This window comes from Phytohabitans kaempferiae (assembly GCF_042433955.1).
GTDB classification, from domain to species: domain Bacteria; phylum Actinomycetota; class Actinomycetes; order Mycobacteriales; family Micromonosporaceae; genus Phytohabitans; species Phytohabitans kaempferiae.
In genome coordinates, this window is sequence record NZ_JBHLUH010000013.1 from 128,339 (window position 1) to 144,103 (window position 15,765).

Genomic DNA, 15,765 nt, shown 5'->3' on the forward strand with positions numbered 1-15,765 from the left:
AAGATTTCGTCGTATGGGTCCGGGGGATTGGCACCCTCATAAGCTGGGCATAGTCCCTGACAGAGGGTTAAGGAGGACGCCATGGCCGATGTTCTCGAACGCGGTCCGGCCCGCCCGTTGGCTGAGCACTCCACCGCCGAGCTGGTGCAACGCGCCAGCGAACAGATCTCGCTGCTGGTCCGCGACGAGCTGGCGCTCGCCAAGGCCGAGCTGACCGAGAAGGGCAAGCATGCCGGCGTCGGCATCGGCCTCTTCGGTGGCGCGGGCGCGTTCGCCATGTACGGCGTCGGCGTGCTGATCGCCACCGGCATCCTCCTGCTGGCGCTGGTGATGCCGGCGTGGCTCGCCGCACTCATCGTGACCGTCGTGTTGTTCCTCTGTGCCGGGATAATGGCGCTCGCCGGAAAGCGGCAGGTCAGCCGGGCGGTGCCGCCCGTGCCCGAGGGGGCCGCTTCCGGCCTGAAGGCCGACGTCGACACGGTCAGGGGGGCCGTGCGGGAGGCGCGGGCCAACGGCCGTGGCGAGGGGGCGTGATGGTGCCGACGAACGGTGAGGTCTCCGCCAACGGCAGGGTGGACACCGAGGCGCTGCGGGCGGAGATCCGGCAGACGCGGGCCGAGCTGGGAGAGACGGTCCAGGCCCTGGCGGCCAAGGCCGACGTCAAAGCGCGGGTACGCCGCTCGGCCGCGCAGACCGTCGAGCGGGCGCGGGAGAACCGGGCGCAGTTGGCGGCGGCCGCGACCGCGGTGACCGGCGCGCTCGCGGCGATCGTGGTGCTGCTGGTGATGCGAAAGCGCGCGCGGTGAGCGTGCGCCGTGAGGTGAGGGAGAGGCGCGACAGGTGGCCAAGGGCGTGAGCAAGGTGGCGTACAAGCCGGTGGGCATGGTGCTGGGCCTCGGCGCCGGCATCCTGGCGGGCGCGATCTTCAAGCAGGTCTGGAAGCTCGCTTCCGGTGACGCGGATGCCCCGGACGCCATCGACGAGGAGCGTGGCTGGGGCGAGATCCTCGCCGCCGCGGCACTACAGGGCGCCATATTCGCCGTGGTCAGGGCCGCTGTGGACCGTGGCGGGGCGACCGGAGTGCGTCGTCTGACGGGCCGTTGGCCGGTCTGAAACGTACTCGCATTTCCCCTTGTTAACGGCGGATCAGGTCACATGTCGGAGAATTTCCTCCGGTAGACTGTGCGAAGTTTTTGTGTACGTGGTTTGCTGTTCCACGCTGTTCTAGAGATGGCGTGGTTGGGAAGACTCCTTCACCGGAGGCCGCCTCGGCGCCGCTGCTCGAAAACGGCCAACCGGCCGCCGCACGGTGTGCTCGGCCGCCAGTTTCAGAAGGAGATACAGCATGGCGCAGGGAACCGTGAAGTGGTTCAACGCAGACAAGGGCTTCGGCTTCATCACCGTTGACGGCGGGGGTTCCGACGTCTTCGTCCACTTCTCGGCGATCCAGACCAGCGGTTACCGGACGCTGGAGGAAAACCAGCGGGTGGAGTTCGAGATCGCCCAGGGCCAGAAGGGCCCGCAGGCCGAGCAGGTCCGCCCCATCTGATCGGATCCTCAACGCACCGAGCCCTCGCGACCGCCAGGTCGCGGGGGCTCGGTGCTACCCCCTGCCCCTTGGAAGGGAATCAGCGGCCCTCGGTCGGGTGACCCCCGGTCGGGCCGGGGCCCTCGCCCGTCTGGCCGCGGCCGCGGGTGCGCAGCCCCATGACGACCAGGATCAGGCCGACCAAGACCGCGAGCACTCCCAACACGACCCAGAGGGGTTCGTCGGTCATCACGCTGCCGGTAAGGACTCCCAGCCCTTGCAGCGTCCAGACGGCGCCCGCCACGACGGCGAGCATCCCCAGCGCGAGCGGTAACCACGCCTTCACGGACTTTGCCTCCCTTACCAGCGGTCGTGGATCAGGGGGCGGATGAGTTCGTCGTACACCGCGGCGACGCCGGCGTGCGCCTCAGAGGTCAAGGGTGCCAGGTCGGCCGCGGCCGCGTTCGCCCGGGCCTGCTCCGGGCTGCGCGCCCCCGGGATCACCACCGTCACGCCGGGCAGGTCGGCGATCCACCGCAGCGCCCACCGCGCCATCGCGACGTCCGGCGGCACCAGCGGCCTCAGGCGGCGGACCGCCTCCAGACCCACCTCGTACGGCACGCCGGAGAAGGTCTCGCCCACGTCGAACGACTCGCCGTGCCGGTTGTACGTGCGGTGGTCGTCGGCGCCGAAGGTGGTGTGCTCGTCGTACCGCCCGGAGAGCAGGCCGCTGGCGAGCGGCACGCGGGCGATGATGCCCACGCCGGCGGCGGCCGCGGCGGGGAGCACCGCCTCGAGCGGGCGCTGGCGGAACACGTTGAGGATGATCTGGACCGAGGCCACACCGGGGCGGGCGATCGCCTCCAGTGCCTCGTCGACCCGCTCGACGCTCACGCCGTACGCCGCGATCCGCTTCTCCTGCACCAGCGTGTCCAGCGCGTCGTAGACCGCCTCGCTCGCGTACACCGGTGTGGGCGGGCAGTGCAGCTGCACCAGGTCGAGCGTGTCGACGCCGAGATTGGCGCGGGAGCGGTCGTTCCACGCGCGGAAGTTGTCGAGGTTGTACACCGAGGGCTCCTGCGGCACGCGCCGGCCCATCTTGGTCGCCACGACCAGCTCCGCACCGGCCGCCCGCTCCCGGAGGAACCGCCCGATGATCTGCTCGCTGCGGCCGTCGCCGTAGACATCGGCGGTGTCCAGGAACGTCACGCCAGCGTCGACCGCGGCGGCCAGCGTCGCGAACGCCGCCTCCTCGCTCACCTCGCCCCAGTCCGCGCCGAGCTGCCAGGCACCGAGTCCGATCACTCCCGCGTCACGGCCCAAGCGGCCGAAGCTGCGCTTTTCCACGCGCTCACCCTAACCTTGTGGCGTGTGGGATCCGGCAACGTACCTGAGGTTCGGTGACGAGCGAGCGCGTCCCTTCTTCGACCTGCTTTCCCGTGTCGGCGCGACCGCTCCGCGCGCCGTCGTCGACCTGGGCTGTGGCCCCGGAAACCTCACCGCCGAGTTCGCCAAGCGGTGGCCGGAGGCGCGGATCCGCGGCGTCGACTCCTCGCCCGAGATGATCGGGCGGGCCGCGGCGGCGTACCCGATGGATTTCGAGGTGGGCGACCTGCGCGACTGGACCCCGGAGGCCGACACCGACGTGGTCGTCTCCAACGCCGCGCTGCAATGGGTCCCGGGGCACGAGGCGCTGCTGGCGCGGTGGGCCGGCGCGCTGCCGGCGGGGGCGTGGCTGGCGGTGCAGGTGCCGGGCAACTTCGACGTGCCCTCGCACCTGGCGCTGCGGGAGCTGAGCGTCGAGGCGGGGCTTGGCGACATCGTGCGGGAGGCGCCGGTGCTCGAACCCGCCGGCTACGCGGATCTGCTGGCGGGGGCGGGGTGCGCGGTGGACGCGTGGGAGGCGACCTACCTGCATCGGCTGCCGGTCGTGCCGGGCGCCGACCATCCGGTACTGACCTGGATGGACGGCACCGCGCTGCGGCCGATGCGGGCCCGGCTGCGGGCGGAGGCATGGCAGGTGTTCCGCGACACGCTCGGAAAACGGCTCGCGGAGGTGTATCCGGTGCGCGGTACCGTCGTCTCCTTCCCGTTCCGGAGGATCTTCGTGGTCGCGCGCACACAGGGGGACTGATGCAGGAGGCGTTCGACGCCGGTGCTGGCGTATCCGGCGTAGGTGTGCCCGCCGCGGGCGTGCCGTCCGTGCCGTTCGTCGCGGGGCTGCCCAAAGTGGAGCTGCACGTCCACCACGTCGGCTCCGCGTCGCCCCGGATCGTGGCCGAGTTGGCCGCCCGCCACGAGGGGAACACGCCGGTGCCGGCCGACCCGGCGGCGGTGGCGAGCTACTTCGAGTTTCGCGACTTCGCCCACTTCATCGAGATCTACCTGAGCGTGGTCGATCTCATCCGCGAGCCCGAGGACGTACGCATCCTGACCTACGAGGTGGGCCGGGAGCTGGCCCGCCAGCAGGTGCGGTACGCCGAGCTGACCGTCACGCCGTACTCGCACGTCTCGCGCGGCATCCCGGCCGAGGCGTTCTGCGCGGCGATCGAGGACGCGCGGATCAAGGCCGAGGCCGAGCTGGGCATCGTGCTGCGCTGGTGCTTCGACATCCCGGGCGAGGCGGGGCTGGCCGCGGCCGAGGAGACGCTCGCCATCGCGCTCGACCACCGGCCGGAGGGGCTCGTCAGCTTCGGGCTCGGCGGGCCCGAGGTGGGCGTGCCGAGGCCGCAGTTCAAGCCGTACTTCGACAAGGCGCGCGCGGCCGGGCTCCACTCCGTACCGCACGCCGGCGAGACCACCGGACCGGAGACGATCTGGGACGCCCTGCGCGAGCTCGGCGCCGAGCGGATCGGGCACGGCATCTCGGCGGCGCGGGACGAGCGGCTGATGGCGTACCTGGCCGAGCACCGCATCCCGCTCGAGATCTCCCCAACGTCCAATGTGTGCACGCGCGCCGTCGCCTCGCTGGAGGAGCATCCGCTGCCGGTGCTGCGCGACGCGGGCGTGCTGGTGACGGTCAACTCGGACGATCCGCCGATGTTCGGCACGACGCTCAACGACGAGTACGCGGTGGCGGCGCGGCTGCTCGGCCTGGACGAGGCGGGGCTGGCCGGGCTGGCGAAGGACGCGGTGGCGGCCTCGTTTCTGCCGGCGGTGGAGAAGGCCCGCATCTCAGCCGAGATCGACGCGTACGTGGCGGCGGCTTCGTAGCGGTCAGCGCCCGGCCGCGTCGAGAGGTCGACAGCGACTGGGCCGCTCAGAGCGCGTAGAGCGGATCCTGCCAGCACGCGAGCACGGCGAGGATGATGCCGACGGTGACGGCGCCCCAGCGGATCAGGCGGCGGGAGTGCGCCCGCTCCTCCATCTCCGTGTCCGGCTCCACCGCCACGGCTCGTCCTTCCGTAGGTGGGCGCGCGGCGGGAGCAGGGTTGGGGGACCATTTCCCGCCGCGCGCGCAAAGGTCCCACCGGACCGGGGTGGGTGGACAAACTGCGGGTGGTGGCCCGGCGGAACCAGGATGGGATCGCGATCGATGTTGCCATCCGGCCACCGCACCGACCGCCCGGTTAACCCAGACCTAAGGAGAACTTGCCGGTCTTTTGTAGGGGCACGGCCAGCCCAGCCGCGGCTCGCGCGACCCACTGGAGAGGTTTCGGGGTCGAGGTGGTCGCGAGGGCTGGGCCGCGTTCGGACTACGTGTCGTGTGTGGGAGAAGCTGTCGAGCTGGGCGCGCCGGTGCGCCCAACCCCCGGGACGGGCGCCGGATGCTGGGGCTGGTGGTGTGGATGCCGGGTCCGGTGGGCCAGCCGCGCCGGATCCGGCGGGGTGTCGGGAGCAGCGGCGGGGAGGGCTGGGGCGGGCGGCTCAGTCGCGGCCGGGGCGCTGGCGGGGCCAGCGGCGGGCGCCGGGCTCGCGGGCCAGCCGGCCCACCAGGCCGAAGCGGCTCACCTGCCGGGGCACCGCCTCCGCGTCGGCGAGCAGCATCACCACGCTCGCCCCGCCGAGCCGGGCCCGGTCGATGCTGACCGAGCCGCGCGCCTGCTGCGCCGCCCGCCGGGCGATGTCGAGGCCCAGGCCGGTCGAGCCTTGGTCGCTGGCACCGCGCCGCAGCGCCCGGTCGGGATTGGCGATGCCGGGGCCGGCGTCGTCGACACGTACCGCCACGTAGCCGTCGCGCCGGGAGATCGCCACCTCGAACGCGGTGCCCTGCGGCGTGTACCGGAACACGTTGCCCAGCACCGCGTCGAGCGCGGCCGCCAGCTCGGCGCGGGGGAGCGGCACCGGGATCCGGGCGTGCGCCCCGATCACCTGGTTGGGGCGCTGCTGGTCGCTGGCGAGCGCGGACCAGAAGACCATCCGGTCGCGCACGACCTCGGCCGCGTCGCAGAGGCTCTCCTCGGGCTGCTCGGCCTGCTCGACCACCTTGCGGCTGGTCTTGATGAGTACGTCTACCTCGCCCTCCAGCGTCACGATGGCCTGGCGGATGCGGCGGATCGTGCGCCGCCGGTCGAGCTCCGCCGCGCTGAACTGCCCCACGCTCGTGTCGTCGGAGTCGAGCGCGTCGGCGTCGAGGCGGAGCACGGTCAGCGGGGTACGCAGCCGGTGCGACAGGTCGGCCACCAGCTCGCGTTCGTTGCTGCGGGAGGCGACCAGCTTGTCGGCCATGCGGTTGAACGCGTATCCCGCCTCGGCCAGCTCGCGGGGGCCGCTGGGCTGCACGCGTACGGTCAGGTCGCCGTCGCCCACCGCCATCGCGGCCCGCACCAGCGAGCGCGCCGAGCCGACCGCCACCGAGGCGAGCCGGTCGACCACCACCACCGAGGCCGCGACCAGCCCCAGCGTGAGGCCGATCAGAAGCCACCAGTTGGCACCGCCGAAGGCACCGTCCGCGATGAAGACCTCGACGACGGCGGTCGCCCCTTCCATGGGTACGGGCTGGAGGTAGACCTTGCCCCCCTCGGCGCCGGCGAGGACCGGCTCGGTGCCGCCGCGCGTGCGGGCCAGGTCGGCCTCGCTCGCGCGCGTGCCCTCGGTGGCCGCCCCCACTCCGTGCACGATCGCCGGCTCACCGTCGCCGGCGGCGAGCGTGGCGCGTCGTACCTGATCGTCGTTTGCCGCGACGGTGAGTGCGCCGGCGACGGCGGCCGTGCGGCGCTGTGCCTCCGCGACCGCCTCGTCGTGCGCGTCGGCCCGCTGCTCCAGGCCGAGCGGGATCATGAACGCCAGGGCGGCGATGGTGGTGAGGGCGGCGGTGACGTAGGCGTGCGCCCGCCTCAGTCCGGTGCCACCAACCGGAATCCGACCCCCCGCACGGTGCGCAGGTAGCGGGGTTTCGCCGCGGACTCGCCCAGCTTGCGGCGTAGCCAGTACAGATGCACGTCGATGGTCTGGTCCTCGCCGACCGACGGTTGCCGCCATACCTCCTCCAACAGCTCCCGGCGGGACACCACGCGGCCGGGACGCGCCGCCAGGTATGCCAGCAGGTCGAACTCCTTGCGGGTCAGCGCCAGCGGCACCCCGTCGAGGTGGGCGCTCCGCTCGCCGACGTCGACCTTGAGGCCGCCCACCTCGTGCACCGCCGGCTGCACGGTGCGGCTGGCCCGCCCGGCGCGGCGCAGCACGCTGGTGATGCGGGCGTCGAGGTGGGCGCCGGTGAAGGGCTTGACCATGTAGTCGTCGGCGCCGGCCCGCAGCAGCCGCACGATCGCCTGCTCGTCGTCGCGGGCGGTGGCGATGATGATCGGGATGTCGGTGATGCCGCGCAGCATCCGCAGGGCATCGGCGCCGTCGAGGTCGGGCAGCCCGAGGTCGAGCACCACCAGGTCGGGGGTCTCGGAAGCGACCCGGCGCAGCGCGTCGAGCGCCGTGCCGACCGCGTGAACGGCGTGGCCCCGGTCAGCCAGCGAACGCAGCATCGCGCCGCGCACGACATGGTCGTCTTCGACCAGGAGGACGGTGGCCATGCGAAGACGGTACTGCCCCTGGCAAGTTGCGGACGATTCCGGATTGCTGATCTCAGGCGGTACCGACAATCGGGACACGATTCGGACGGTCCCACGACACGAGTAGTGACCTGACAGGATGTGTTGAGTGAGTGCGACCGACACGCCCCTCGCGCCGGCCCATGCGGCCGGCGCCGTCATTAGCGAGGACGACTTACGGCAGCAGGCCGTCGACGTCCTGGACGCCAACTGGCAACGGGATCACACTGTGCCCTCCCGCGCCCTCTACCCCCACCAGTGGAGTTGGGACGCCGCGTTCATCGCGGTCGGTCTCGCCCACCACCGCCCGGAGCGGGCCTGGCGCGACCTGCGCAGCCTGTTCGCCGCACAGTGGCACGACGGGCGCGTACCGCACATCGTCTTCGACCCGGACGTCTCCGAGCGGGACTACTTCCCGGGCCCCGCGTTCTGGGACGCGCCCGGCTCGTCCGGTCGCCCCGGCGGCCTCACCACCGGCATCGTGCAGCCGCCGGTGCACGCCGTCGCGGCGCGCGAGATCTACCTGCGCTGCCCCGACCGCGACGCCGCCCGGCTGGAGCTGGAGTGGCTCTACCCGCGGCTGGTCAAGCAGCAGGCGTACCTCGTCGAGCGGCGCGACGTGGGCGGTGACGGGCTGGTCAGCATCGTGCACCCGTGGGAGTCCGGCCTCGACAACAGCCCAGCCTGGGACAACGCGCTGGCCGCCGTGCCGGTGGACCTGTCGCTGCTGCGCAGCCACCGCCGCCAGGACACGCAGGTGTCGGTCCACTCGCACCGCCCGACCGACACCGACTACGCCCGGTACATCGCGATTGCGACCGCCTACCGCGACGGCGGCTACCGCGACGAAGAGCTGCGGGAGCGGCATCCGTTTCTGGTGGAGTGCCCGTCGTTCAACGCGATCCTGGCCGCCGCCGAGCTCGCGCTCGCCGACATCGCCGAGGCGATCGGCGCCGACCCCGCGCCCCACCGCGACCGGGCCGAGCAGGTGACGAAGGCGCTGGCGGAGCGCCTCTTCGACCCCTCGACGGGCATGTTCCACGCGCGCGATGTCCGCACCGGCCAGCTCAGCCCGGCCCGCTGCGTCAACGGCCTGGTCCCGCTCATCCTGCCCGGCCTGCCCGAGGCGCGGGTCCGGTCGCTGCTGTCGGTCGCCGGCTCGCCCGCTTTCGGGCTGGGCGGGGAGCTGCCGCTGCCGTCGTACGACCGCACCGCCCCCGACTTCGACCGCCTGCGCTACTGGCGCGGCCCCGTCTGGATCAACGTCAACTGGATGCTGTGGCGGGGTCTGAGCGCCCACGGCCACGCCCGCGAGGCGGCCGACCTCCGTACGGCGATGCTGACCGTCATCCGCCGTGGCGGCTGCCACGAGTACTTCGACCCGGTCAGCGGCGCCGGCATCGGTGCCGGCTCGTTCAGCTGGACGGCGGCGCTCGCGCTCGACCTGCTGGCCGCGCCCGAGTAGCCCTGCGTGCCGCGGCGGGCCGTGACCTGCGGCTGCTCGCCCCGCGGGGCGGCGGACCGACCCGGGGGCCACGAGCCCGCCGCGGCCGGGAGTGGATCAGGCCGGGCGGGCGGGGAGCTGCAGGACCCAGCGGTACGCCTGCACCAGCCCGGTGTCGAAGCCGGCCGCGGAGCCCCACAGGAAGAGGCGGAAGCGGCGGTACAGCGGCTCGCCCCAGCGGGCCACCACCTCCTCGCTGGCGGCGTCCAGGCGCTTGGCCCACTCGCGGCAGGTGAGGAAGTAGTTGTGGCGGTCGTCGGTGACGCTGAGCAGCTCGAACGGCGACTTGGCCACGTGCCGCAGGTACTGGTGGAGCAGCAGCGGCGCGGAGTTGCCGGGGTAGATGTAGCGCTTCAGGAACGTGGACGCGAGGTGCTTGCGCCGCATGGCCAGGGCGTCCAGGTAGACGCGGCCGCCGGGGCGGAGCAGCTCGGCGTACTTGGCCAGCGTGGTGCGGTAGTCGGGCAGGTGCTCGGTGACGCCCATGTTGACGATCGCGTCGTAGCGGTCGGGGTCGCGGTAGCCGAAGATGTGCTGGCGGACCACCTTGACCGGGAGCTTCTCGCGCTCGAAGAGCTCGCGCAGGTAGCGCTCGGACTCCTTGGAGAGCGTGGTGGTGGTGACGTCGATGCCACGGCGGGCGGCGTGCTCGGAGAACGCGCCCCAGCCGCCGCCGACCTCCAGCACGCGGTCGCCGGGCTTGACGCCGATCGCGTCGATCGCGAGGTCCATCTTGCGGGTCATCGCGTCTTCGAGCGGCTCGTCGTCGGTGGCGAAGACGCCCTCGGTGTAGCAGCGGTGCCGCTCGTCGAGGAACGTCAGGAAGAACTCGGAGTCTTCGTCGTAGTGGTGCGAGATGGCCCGCCGGTCGTCCTCCTTGCGGCCGCGCCAGAGCGCCGCGGGGGTGAACCGGGACAAAAAGGCGATCGGATGGAAGTCCTTGAAGAACGCGCGCATCTTCAGCGCCTCGGCGAGGTCGCCGTCGACGTCGAGCCAGCCCTTGAGGTAGGCGACCGCCACGCCGAACTGGTCGAGGCCGGCGAGCGCCCGCGCGCCGCGCTCGTCCTTGACCGTGATCGTGAAGACCGGTTCGCCCGGACCGAAGTGGTGGGCGGGCCCGCCGGCGGTCGCCACGGCGAACGGCACGGCCGTCCGGGCGACGAAAAACTGCTGGTACCTGCGCTGGAGCGCGTTGATCACATCCGAGGCTGCCACACCGGCAATCTACCGCTGCGCGGCCTCCCCGTCCTGGCTCTATAGCATGGCACCGGTTACAGACGAGCCCTCCGTTTACAGACGAGCCCACCGTTGAGGAGATCACCGTGTCCGCACCCCGTACCTCCGCTGTGGCCGACCTCGTCGTCCCGGCCGGGACGACGGCGGCCGACGCGGTGTCCGCCGCCGGCCTTCCGGCCGCGGGGCCCAAGGCGATTGTCGTGGTACGCGAACGTCTCGCTGATGGCTCCGCCGGCCGGCTGCTTGATCTTGACTGGGCGCCGGAGGCGGACACGACCGTCACGCCGGTGGCGCTCGACGAGCCGGACGGGCTCAACGTGCTCCGCCACTCCACCGCCCACGTGCTCGCCCAGGCGGTGCAGGACCTCTTCCCGGAGGCGAAGCTCGGCATCGGGCCGCCGATCGACAACGGCTTCTACTACGACTTCGACGTGCCGCGTCCCTTCCAGCCCGACGACCTCGACAAGCTCGAAAAGCGCATGCAGGAGATCGTCAAGTCGGGGCAGCGCTTCCGCCGCCGGCGCTTCGAGAGCCTCGACGAGGCGAAGTCCGAGCTGGCGAAGGAGCCGTACAAGCTGGAGCTGGTCGACGTCTCCGGCGCGGGCGGCTTCGACTCCGCCGAGATCATGGAGGTCGGCGAGGGCGAGCTGACCATCTACGACAACGTCGACGCCTCGTCCGACAAGGTGTGCTGGTCCGACCTCTGCCGCGGCCCGCACCTGCCCAGCACGCGGCTGATCGGCGCGTTCAAGCTGATGCGCAGCGCGGCCGCGTACTGGCGCGGCTCGGAGAAGAACCCGCAGCTCCAGCGCGTGTACGGCACGGCCTGGCCGACCCGGGACGCGCTCAAGGCGTACCTCCGTCTCCTGGAGGAGGCCGCCCGCCGCGACCACCGCAAGCTCGGCGCGGAGCTCGACCTCTTCTCCTTCCCCGACGAGATCGGCTCCGGCCTCGCGGTCTTCCACCCCAAGGGCGGGATCATCCGCCGCGAGATGGAGGCCTACTCGCGGCGGCGGCACGAGGAGTCGGGGTACGAGTTTGTCAACACGCCGCACATCACCAAGGCGCACCTCTTCGAGACCTCGGGGCACCTGCCGTACTACGCCGACACCATGTTCCCGCCGTTGGAGATCCAAGAAGGTGGAGCGGGGGCACTTTATTACCTGAAGGCGATGAACTGCCCCATGCACAACCTGATCTTCCGGGCGCGCGGGCGGTCCTACCGGGAGCTGCCGCTGCGGCTGTTCGAGTTCGGCACGGTGTACCGCTACGAGAAGTCGGGCGTGGTGCACGGGCTCACCCGCGTGCGCGGGCTGACCATGGACGACTCGCACATCTACTGCACGCGGGAGCAGATGCCGGGCGAGCTGCGCAACCTGCTGGCGTTCGTGCTGGACCTGCTCAAGGACTACGGGCTGGAAGACTTCTACCTGGAGCTGTCGACCCGGGGCGACTCGGACAAGTTCATCGGCTCCGACGAGGAGTGGGCCGAGGCGACCGAGATCCTGCGCCAGGCGGCCGAGGACTCCGGGCTGGAGCTGGTGCCCGACCCGGGCGGGGCGGCGTTCTACGGTCCCAAGATCTCGGTGCAGGCACGTGACGCGATCGGGCGCACCTGGCAGATGTCGACCATCCAGCTCGACTTCAACCAGCCGAAGCGGTTCGGGCTGGAGTACCAGGCCGCCGACGGCACGCGCCAGCAGCCCATCATGATCCACCGGGCGCTCTTCGGGTCGATCGAGCGGTTCTTCGGCATCCTGACCGAGCACTACGCGGGCGCGTTCCCGGCGTGGCTGGCGCCGGTGCAGGTGGTCGGCATCCCGATCCGCGACGACCACGCGGCCTACCTCGACTCGTTCGTGGCCGCGCTGCGCGCCGAGGGCATCCGGGCCGAGGTGGACACCTCCGACGACCGGATGCAGAAGAAGATCCGCACCGCCCAGCAGCAGAAGATCCCCTTCATGGCCATCGCCGGCGACGCCGACGTCGAGGCGGGCACGGTCTCCTTCCGGTACCGGGACGGGTCGCAGCGCAACGGCGTACCGGTGGCGGAGGCGGTCGCGCACGTGCTCGAGGTGGTCCGCTCGCGGACGAACGCGGGTCCCTCCGCCGCCTAGGGCGTGTCTGGTGGATCTTTGCGGGGCTGCGGCGGGCCCAGACGGCGCCCGGCGGCACCGGACGAAAGGCCACATACAACACCGGTATGAGACCTTCCGCCCGGCACCACCGGACCGCCGCCTGGACCTCGCCTCGCACCCACAAGGTCCACCAGACACGCCCTAGGTTGGTGCGCGGCGGCGTCCGGCGGCTGGGCGCCGTCCACGCCCCGGCCGCGGGCCCGCGATGATCCGCCGGACAGGCCCTAGGATTGCCCCGTGACGGACGGGTTGGAGCGGCTGTGGACGCCGCACCGGATGGGCTACATCTCCGGGAAGGACCAGCCGCCCGGCTGTCCCTTCTGCGTGGCGCCGGGCATGGGGGAGGGGAGCCTCGTCGTCGCGCGGGGCAAGCTCGTCTACGTGGTGCTCAACCTGTACCCGTACAACCCGGGGCACATGCTCGTCTGCCCCTACCGCCACGTGGCCGACTACACGGAGCTCGACCCGGAGGAGACGGCCGAGCTGGCCGTCTACACGCAGACGGCGATGCGCGTGGTGCGGCAGGTGAGCGGGGCACACGGCTTCAACGTGGGGATGAACCAGGGCACCGTCGCGGGCGCCGGCATCGCCGCCCACCTGCACCAGCACGTGGTGCCGAGGTGGGGCGGCGACAGCAACTTCATGCCGGTGATCGGCCAGACCAAGGTGCTGCCGCAGCTGCTCGCCGACTCGCGCGACCTGCTCGCGGAGGCGTGGCCCGAGGCTTGACTTCGAGCGCGCTCCAGCCGCTCGCGACGTAGCGTGCACGCCTCGGTGCGTAACGGCAATATCCTTGACTTTGCTGCCTCCCACCGCGCGCGAGGCAGCAAAGTCAGGGATATTGCCGGGATCTTGGTGGCGCGTCCGTGGGGCGCGGAGGATTCGGGCGGGAGCTGCGGCGGAGCCCATGATCAGCGGCGCGCGGCGCCCGGGGGCGTCGTGCCGGCGCAGAGGCGCGGGGCCAGTCGGCGGGTCGTGTGGAGGCGGAGGGTGAGGCTGCGGGAGCGGCGGCCTCGACCTCGACGGACGTCGCGGTAGCTCAAAAAGGAGATCCCCGCCCCTGTCCGGTTGCCCACGACGCGGGTCGAGGGCAACCGGGACGCCAAGCGGGGGTCAGGCCGAGGCGTGCTCCTTCTTGACCTGGTCGGCCAGGTGGCCGGGCATCGGCTCGTGGCGGGCGAACGACCGCGTGAACGTGCCGGCGCCGCTGGTCATGGAGCGGAGTTCGACCGCGTACCGGACCAGCTCGGTCGCCGGCACCTCGGCGCGGACCAGCGTGCGCTCGCCGCTGCCGGCCTGGTCGGGCTCGGTGCCGAGCACGCGACCGCGCCGCCCGGACATGTCGCTCATGACCGCGCCGACGAAGGAGTCGGGCACGCGGATCACGATCTCGTCGACCGGCTCGAGGAGCGTCAGCGCGCCCTTGTCGGCGGCGTCCTTGAGGGCCAGCGCGCCCGCCGTCTGGAACGCCGCGTCGGACGAGTCGACGCTGTGCGCCTTGCCGTCGAAGAGCGTGACCCGCAGGTCGACCACCGGGTAGCCGGCGACGATGCCCCGCTCCATCTGGGCCCGTACGCCCTTTTCCACCGAGGGGATGTAGTTGTGCGGGACCACGCCACCGACGATCTTGTCGACGAACTCGAAGCCGCTGCCGCGGGGGAGAGGCTCGACCTTGATGTCGCAGACCGCGTACTGGCCGTGGCCGCCGGACTGCTTGACGTGCCGCCCGTGCCCCGACGACTCGGCGCCGAACGTCTCGCGCAGCGCCACGCGCACCGGCTCGGTGTCCAGGTCTACGCCGCCGGCCCGCAGCCGGTCGAGCACCACGTCGGCGTGCGCCTCGCCCATGCACCAGAGCACGAGCTGGTGGGTCTCGGCGTTGCGCTCCAGCCGCATGGTGGGGTCGCCGGCGACGAGGCGGCCGAGGTTTTTCGCCAGCGCGTCCTCGTCGGCGCGGCTCTTGGCCACGATCGCGATCGGCAGGAGCGGCTCGGGCATCTCCCAGGGGGACACCAGCAGGGGGTTGTCCTTGGCGGAGATGGTGTCGCCGGTCTCCGCGCTGCCCGACTTGGTGATCGCGCAGATGTCGCCGGCGATGGCGGCGGGCACCTCGCGGAGGCTCGCGCCGAGCGGCGAGTAGATGTGCGCGATCCGCTCGTCGGCGTCGTGGTCGGGGTGGCCGCGGTCTTCCATGCCGTGGCCGGAGACGTGCACGGTCACCTCCGGGCGAAGCGTGCCGGAGAAGACCCGGACCAGCGAGACCCGGCCGACGTGGCGGTCGATGGTGGTCTTGACCACCTCGGCGACCAGCGGCCCGCTCGGGTCGCAGGTGAGCGGCTGCTGCGGCGTCCCGTCGATGCCGGTGACGGTGGGCAGGTCGTGCTCCTGAGGGGTCGGGAAGGCGGCGGTGAGCAGCTCCAGCAGCGCGTCGAGGCCGACCTTGGTCTCCGCGCAGACCGGCACCACGGGGTAGAAGTGGCCGCGGGCGACCGCCTTCTCCAGGTCGGCGACGAGCACCTCGACCTCGATGTCCTCGCCGCCGAGGTAGCGGTCCATCAGCGTCTCGTCTTCGCTCTCCGCGATGATGCCCTCGATCAGCTCGTTGCGCGCCTCCTCGATCGCCGGCAGGTGCTCGGGGTCGGGGTCGCGCACGTCGGGCGGGTAGCCGTTGGTTGTCGGCCCGGGTGAATAGTCGAAGACTCTTTTTGTAATCAGGCCCATCAGCCCCACGGTCGACTCGCCGTCGTCGCCGAGCATTGGCAGATAAAGCGGGAGCACGTTGTCGCCGAAGACCCGCTGGCACAGCGCAACCGTCTCGTCGAAGTCGGCCCGCTGGTGGTCGAGGCGGGTGACCGCGACCGCGCGGGGCATGCCGACGTGCGCGCACTCCTCCCACAGAGCGGCGGTGGCGGCGTCCATGCCGTCGACCGACGAGACCACGAAGAGGGCGGCGTCGGCGGCGCGCAGCCCGGCGCGCAGCTCGCCGACGAAGTCCGCGTATCCGGGGGAGTCGAGCAGGTTGACCTTGATGCCGTTGTGCATCAGCGGCGCGCAGGCGAGGCTCACCGACCGCTGCTGCTTGACCGCGGCCGGATCGTGGTCGCAGACCGTGGTGCCCTCGGTGACCACGCCCGCCCGGGGAATCGTGCCGGTCGTGGCGAGCAGAGCCTCGACCAGAGTCGTCTTCCCGGCGCCGGAGTGCCCGACGAGCACCACGTTGCGTACCCTGCCGGGTGCGTCCACCACCGGCACGAGGCCGGTGACTCCTTTCTCCTGACTCTTCTGCGCCATCGCCAGAACCTCCCTCAGCGGAGTGCGATCTTAGGCCGTGAGCGCGAGTGAGCTACCTCACGTTCGCCCCTCGATCCCACACCC

The 15,765-nt window shown here is 71.8% G+C and carries 16 protein-coding genes; 9 read left to right on the top strand and 7 right to left on the bottom strand.

What is annotated here, in order from left to right; translation table 11 throughout:
- The first annotated feature begins 81 nt into the window (after positions 1-81).
- The 4 genes from ACFFIA_RS12330 to ACFFIA_RS12345 all read left to right on the top strand — a co-directional run bounded on the left by ACFFIA_RS12330 (position 82) and on the right by ACFFIA_RS12345 (position 1,549).
- Positions 82-534, top strand: a complete 453-nt coding sequence (locus tag ACFFIA_RS12330) for a phage holin family protein (protein ID WP_377250016.1) — start codon at positions 82-84, stop codon at positions 532-534.
- Positions 534-806 (top strand): DUF3618 domain-containing protein, encoded by a 273-nt coding sequence (locus ACFFIA_RS12335; RefSeq protein WP_377250018.1) that lies wholly within the window; start codon positions 534-536, stop codon positions 804-806. The genes ACFFIA_RS12330 and ACFFIA_RS12335 overlap by 1 nt, the downstream gene beginning before the upstream one ends.
- A 34-nt stretch (positions 807-840) precedes the next feature.
- Positions 841-1,113, top strand: a complete 273-nt coding sequence (locus ACFFIA_RS12340) for a DUF4235 domain-containing protein (protein WP_377250021.1) — start codon at positions 841-843, stop codon at positions 1,111-1,113.
- Between the two features lie 232 nt (positions 1,114-1,345).
- Positions 1,346-1,549, top strand: a complete 204-nt coding sequence (locus ACFFIA_RS12345; protein ID WP_173033499.1) for a cold-shock protein — start codon at positions 1,346-1,348, stop codon at positions 1,547-1,549.
- Positions 1,550-1,628: 79 nt separating this feature from the next.
- On the opposite strand, the gene ACFFIA_RS12350 is transcribed toward ACFFIA_RS12345, so the two are convergent.
- Both ACFFIA_RS12350 and ACFFIA_RS12355 read right to left on the bottom strand, forming a co-directional pair.
- The gene (locus ACFFIA_RS12350) at positions 1,629-1,844 is read right to left on the bottom strand and encodes a hypothetical protein (protein WP_377250278.1); all 216 of its coding nucleotides are present in this window, start codon (positions 1,842-1,844) and stop codon (positions 1,629-1,631) included.
- A gap of 44 nt (positions 1,845-1,888) precedes the next feature.
- Positions 1,889-2,875: an aldo/keto reductase gene (locus ACFFIA_RS12355; protein WP_377250023.1), complete on the bottom strand. Its 987-nt coding sequence runs from the start codon at positions 2,873-2,875 to the stop codon at positions 1,889-1,891.
- 22 nt (positions 2,876-2,897) lie between these two features.
- Between ACFFIA_RS12355 and ACFFIA_RS12360 the strand changes: the two genes are divergently transcribed.
- Positions 2,898-3,662 (top strand): trans-aconitate 2-methyltransferase, encoded by a 765-nt coding sequence (locus tag ACFFIA_RS12360; protein WP_377250026.1) that lies wholly within the window; start codon positions 2,898-2,900, stop codon positions 3,660-3,662.
- A complete protein-coding gene (locus tag ACFFIA_RS12365) occupies positions 3,662-4,741 on the top strand; it encodes an adenosine deaminase (RefSeq protein WP_377250029.1) in 1,080 nt (359 codons plus the stop codon). Before ACFFIA_RS12360 ends, ACFFIA_RS12365 begins: the two co-directional genes overlap by 1 nt.
- Before the next feature lie 46 nt (positions 4,742-4,787).
- Here the strand turns inward: ACFFIA_RS12365 and ACFFIA_RS12370 are convergent, their stop codons facing one another.
- The 3 genes from ACFFIA_RS12370 to ACFFIA_RS12380 all read right to left on the bottom strand — a co-directional run bounded on the left by ACFFIA_RS12370 (position 4,788) and on the right by ACFFIA_RS12380 (position 7,494).
- Entirely contained in the window at positions 4,788-4,919 is a 132-nt protein-coding gene (locus ACFFIA_RS12370) for a hypothetical protein (RefSeq protein ID WP_377250031.1), read from the bottom strand.
- A 476-nt stretch (positions 4,920-5,395) separates the two neighbouring features.
- On the bottom strand, positions 5,396-6,748 hold the full coding sequence (locus ACFFIA_RS12375) for a sensor histidine kinase (protein ID WP_377250034.1): 1,353 nt from the start codon (positions 6,746-6,748) through the stop codon (positions 5,396-5,398).
- A 56-nt stretch (positions 6,749-6,804) separates the two neighbouring features.
- Entirely contained in the window at positions 6,805-7,494 is a 690-nt protein-coding gene (locus tag ACFFIA_RS12380; protein WP_173160665.1) for a response regulator transcription factor, read from the bottom strand.
- Between the two features lie 127 nt (positions 7,495-7,621).
- Between ACFFIA_RS12380 and ACFFIA_RS12385 the strand changes: the two genes are divergently transcribed.
- Positions 7,622-8,977 (top strand): MGH1-like glycoside hydrolase domain-containing protein, encoded by a 1,356-nt coding sequence (locus ACFFIA_RS12385; RefSeq protein WP_377250036.1) that lies wholly within the window; start codon positions 7,622-7,624, stop codon positions 8,975-8,977.
- A gap of 96 nt (positions 8,978-9,073) precedes the next feature.
- On the opposite strand, the gene ACFFIA_RS12390 is transcribed toward ACFFIA_RS12385, so the two are convergent.
- Positions 9,074-10,231 (bottom strand): class I SAM-dependent methyltransferase, encoded by a 1,158-nt coding sequence (locus ACFFIA_RS12390; RefSeq protein ID WP_377250038.1) that lies wholly within the window; start codon positions 10,229-10,231, stop codon positions 9,074-9,076.
- Between the two features lie 107 nt (positions 10,232-10,338).
- Here ACFFIA_RS12390 and thrS point away from each other — a divergent pair, with 107 nt between their 5' ends.
- Both thrS and ACFFIA_RS12400 read left to right on the top strand, forming a co-directional pair.
- Entirely contained in the window at positions 10,339-12,369 is a 2,031-nt protein-coding gene (gene thrS, locus ACFFIA_RS12395; RefSeq protein ID WP_377250040.1) for a threonine--tRNA ligase, read from the top strand.
- A 297-nt stretch (positions 12,370-12,666) separates the two neighbouring features.
- Entirely contained in the window at positions 12,667-13,119 is a 453-nt protein-coding gene (locus ACFFIA_RS12400) for an HIT family protein (RefSeq protein ID WP_377250280.1), read from the top strand.
- A 384-nt stretch (positions 13,120-13,503) separates the two neighbouring features.
- On the opposite strand, the gene ACFFIA_RS12405 is transcribed toward ACFFIA_RS12400, so the two are convergent.
- Entirely contained in the window at positions 13,504-15,681 is a 2,178-nt protein-coding gene (locus ACFFIA_RS12405; RefSeq protein ID WP_377250042.1) for an elongation factor G-like protein EF-G2, read from the bottom strand.
- Positions 15,682-15,765 lie beyond the last annotated feature (84 nt).

Excerpts from the sequence above, each read along its gene's own strand:
- ACFFIA_RS12330 (WP_377250016.1), top strand. The coding sequence starts at position 82 with ATGGCCGATGTTCTCGAACGCGGTCCGGCCCGCCCGTTGGCTGAGCAC.
- ACFFIA_RS12335 (WP_377250018.1), top strand. The coding sequence starts at position 534 with ATGGTGCCGACGAACGGTGAGGTCTCCGCCAACGGCAGGGTGGACACC.
- ACFFIA_RS12345 (WP_173033499.1), top strand. The coding sequence starts at position 1,346 with ATGGCGCAGGGAACCGTGAAGTGGTTCAACGCAGACAAGGGCTTCGGC.
- ACFFIA_RS12350 (WP_377250278.1), bottom strand. The coding sequence starts at position 1,844 with ATGCTCGCCGTCGTGGCGGGCGCCGTCTGGACGCTGCAAGGGCTGGGA.
- ACFFIA_RS12365 (WP_377250029.1), top strand. The coding sequence starts at position 3,662 with ATGCAGGAGGCGTTCGACGCCGGTGCTGGCGTATCCGGCGTAGGTGTG.
- ACFFIA_RS12375 (WP_377250034.1), bottom strand. The coding sequence starts at position 6,748 with ATGATCCCGCTCGGCCTGGAGCAGCGGGCCGACGCGCACGACGAGGCG.
- ACFFIA_RS12380 (WP_173160665.1), bottom strand. The coding sequence starts at position 7,494 with ATGGCCACCGTCCTCCTGGTCGAAGACGACCATGTCGTGCGCGGCGCG.
- ACFFIA_RS12400 (WP_377250280.1), top strand. The coding sequence starts at position 12,667 with ATGGGCTACATCTCCGGGAAGGACCAGCCGCCCGGCTGTCCCTTCTGC.
- ACFFIA_RS12405 (WP_377250042.1), bottom strand. The coding sequence starts at position 15,681 with ATGGCGCAGAAGAGTCAGGAGAAAGGAGTCACCGGCCTCGTGCCGGTG.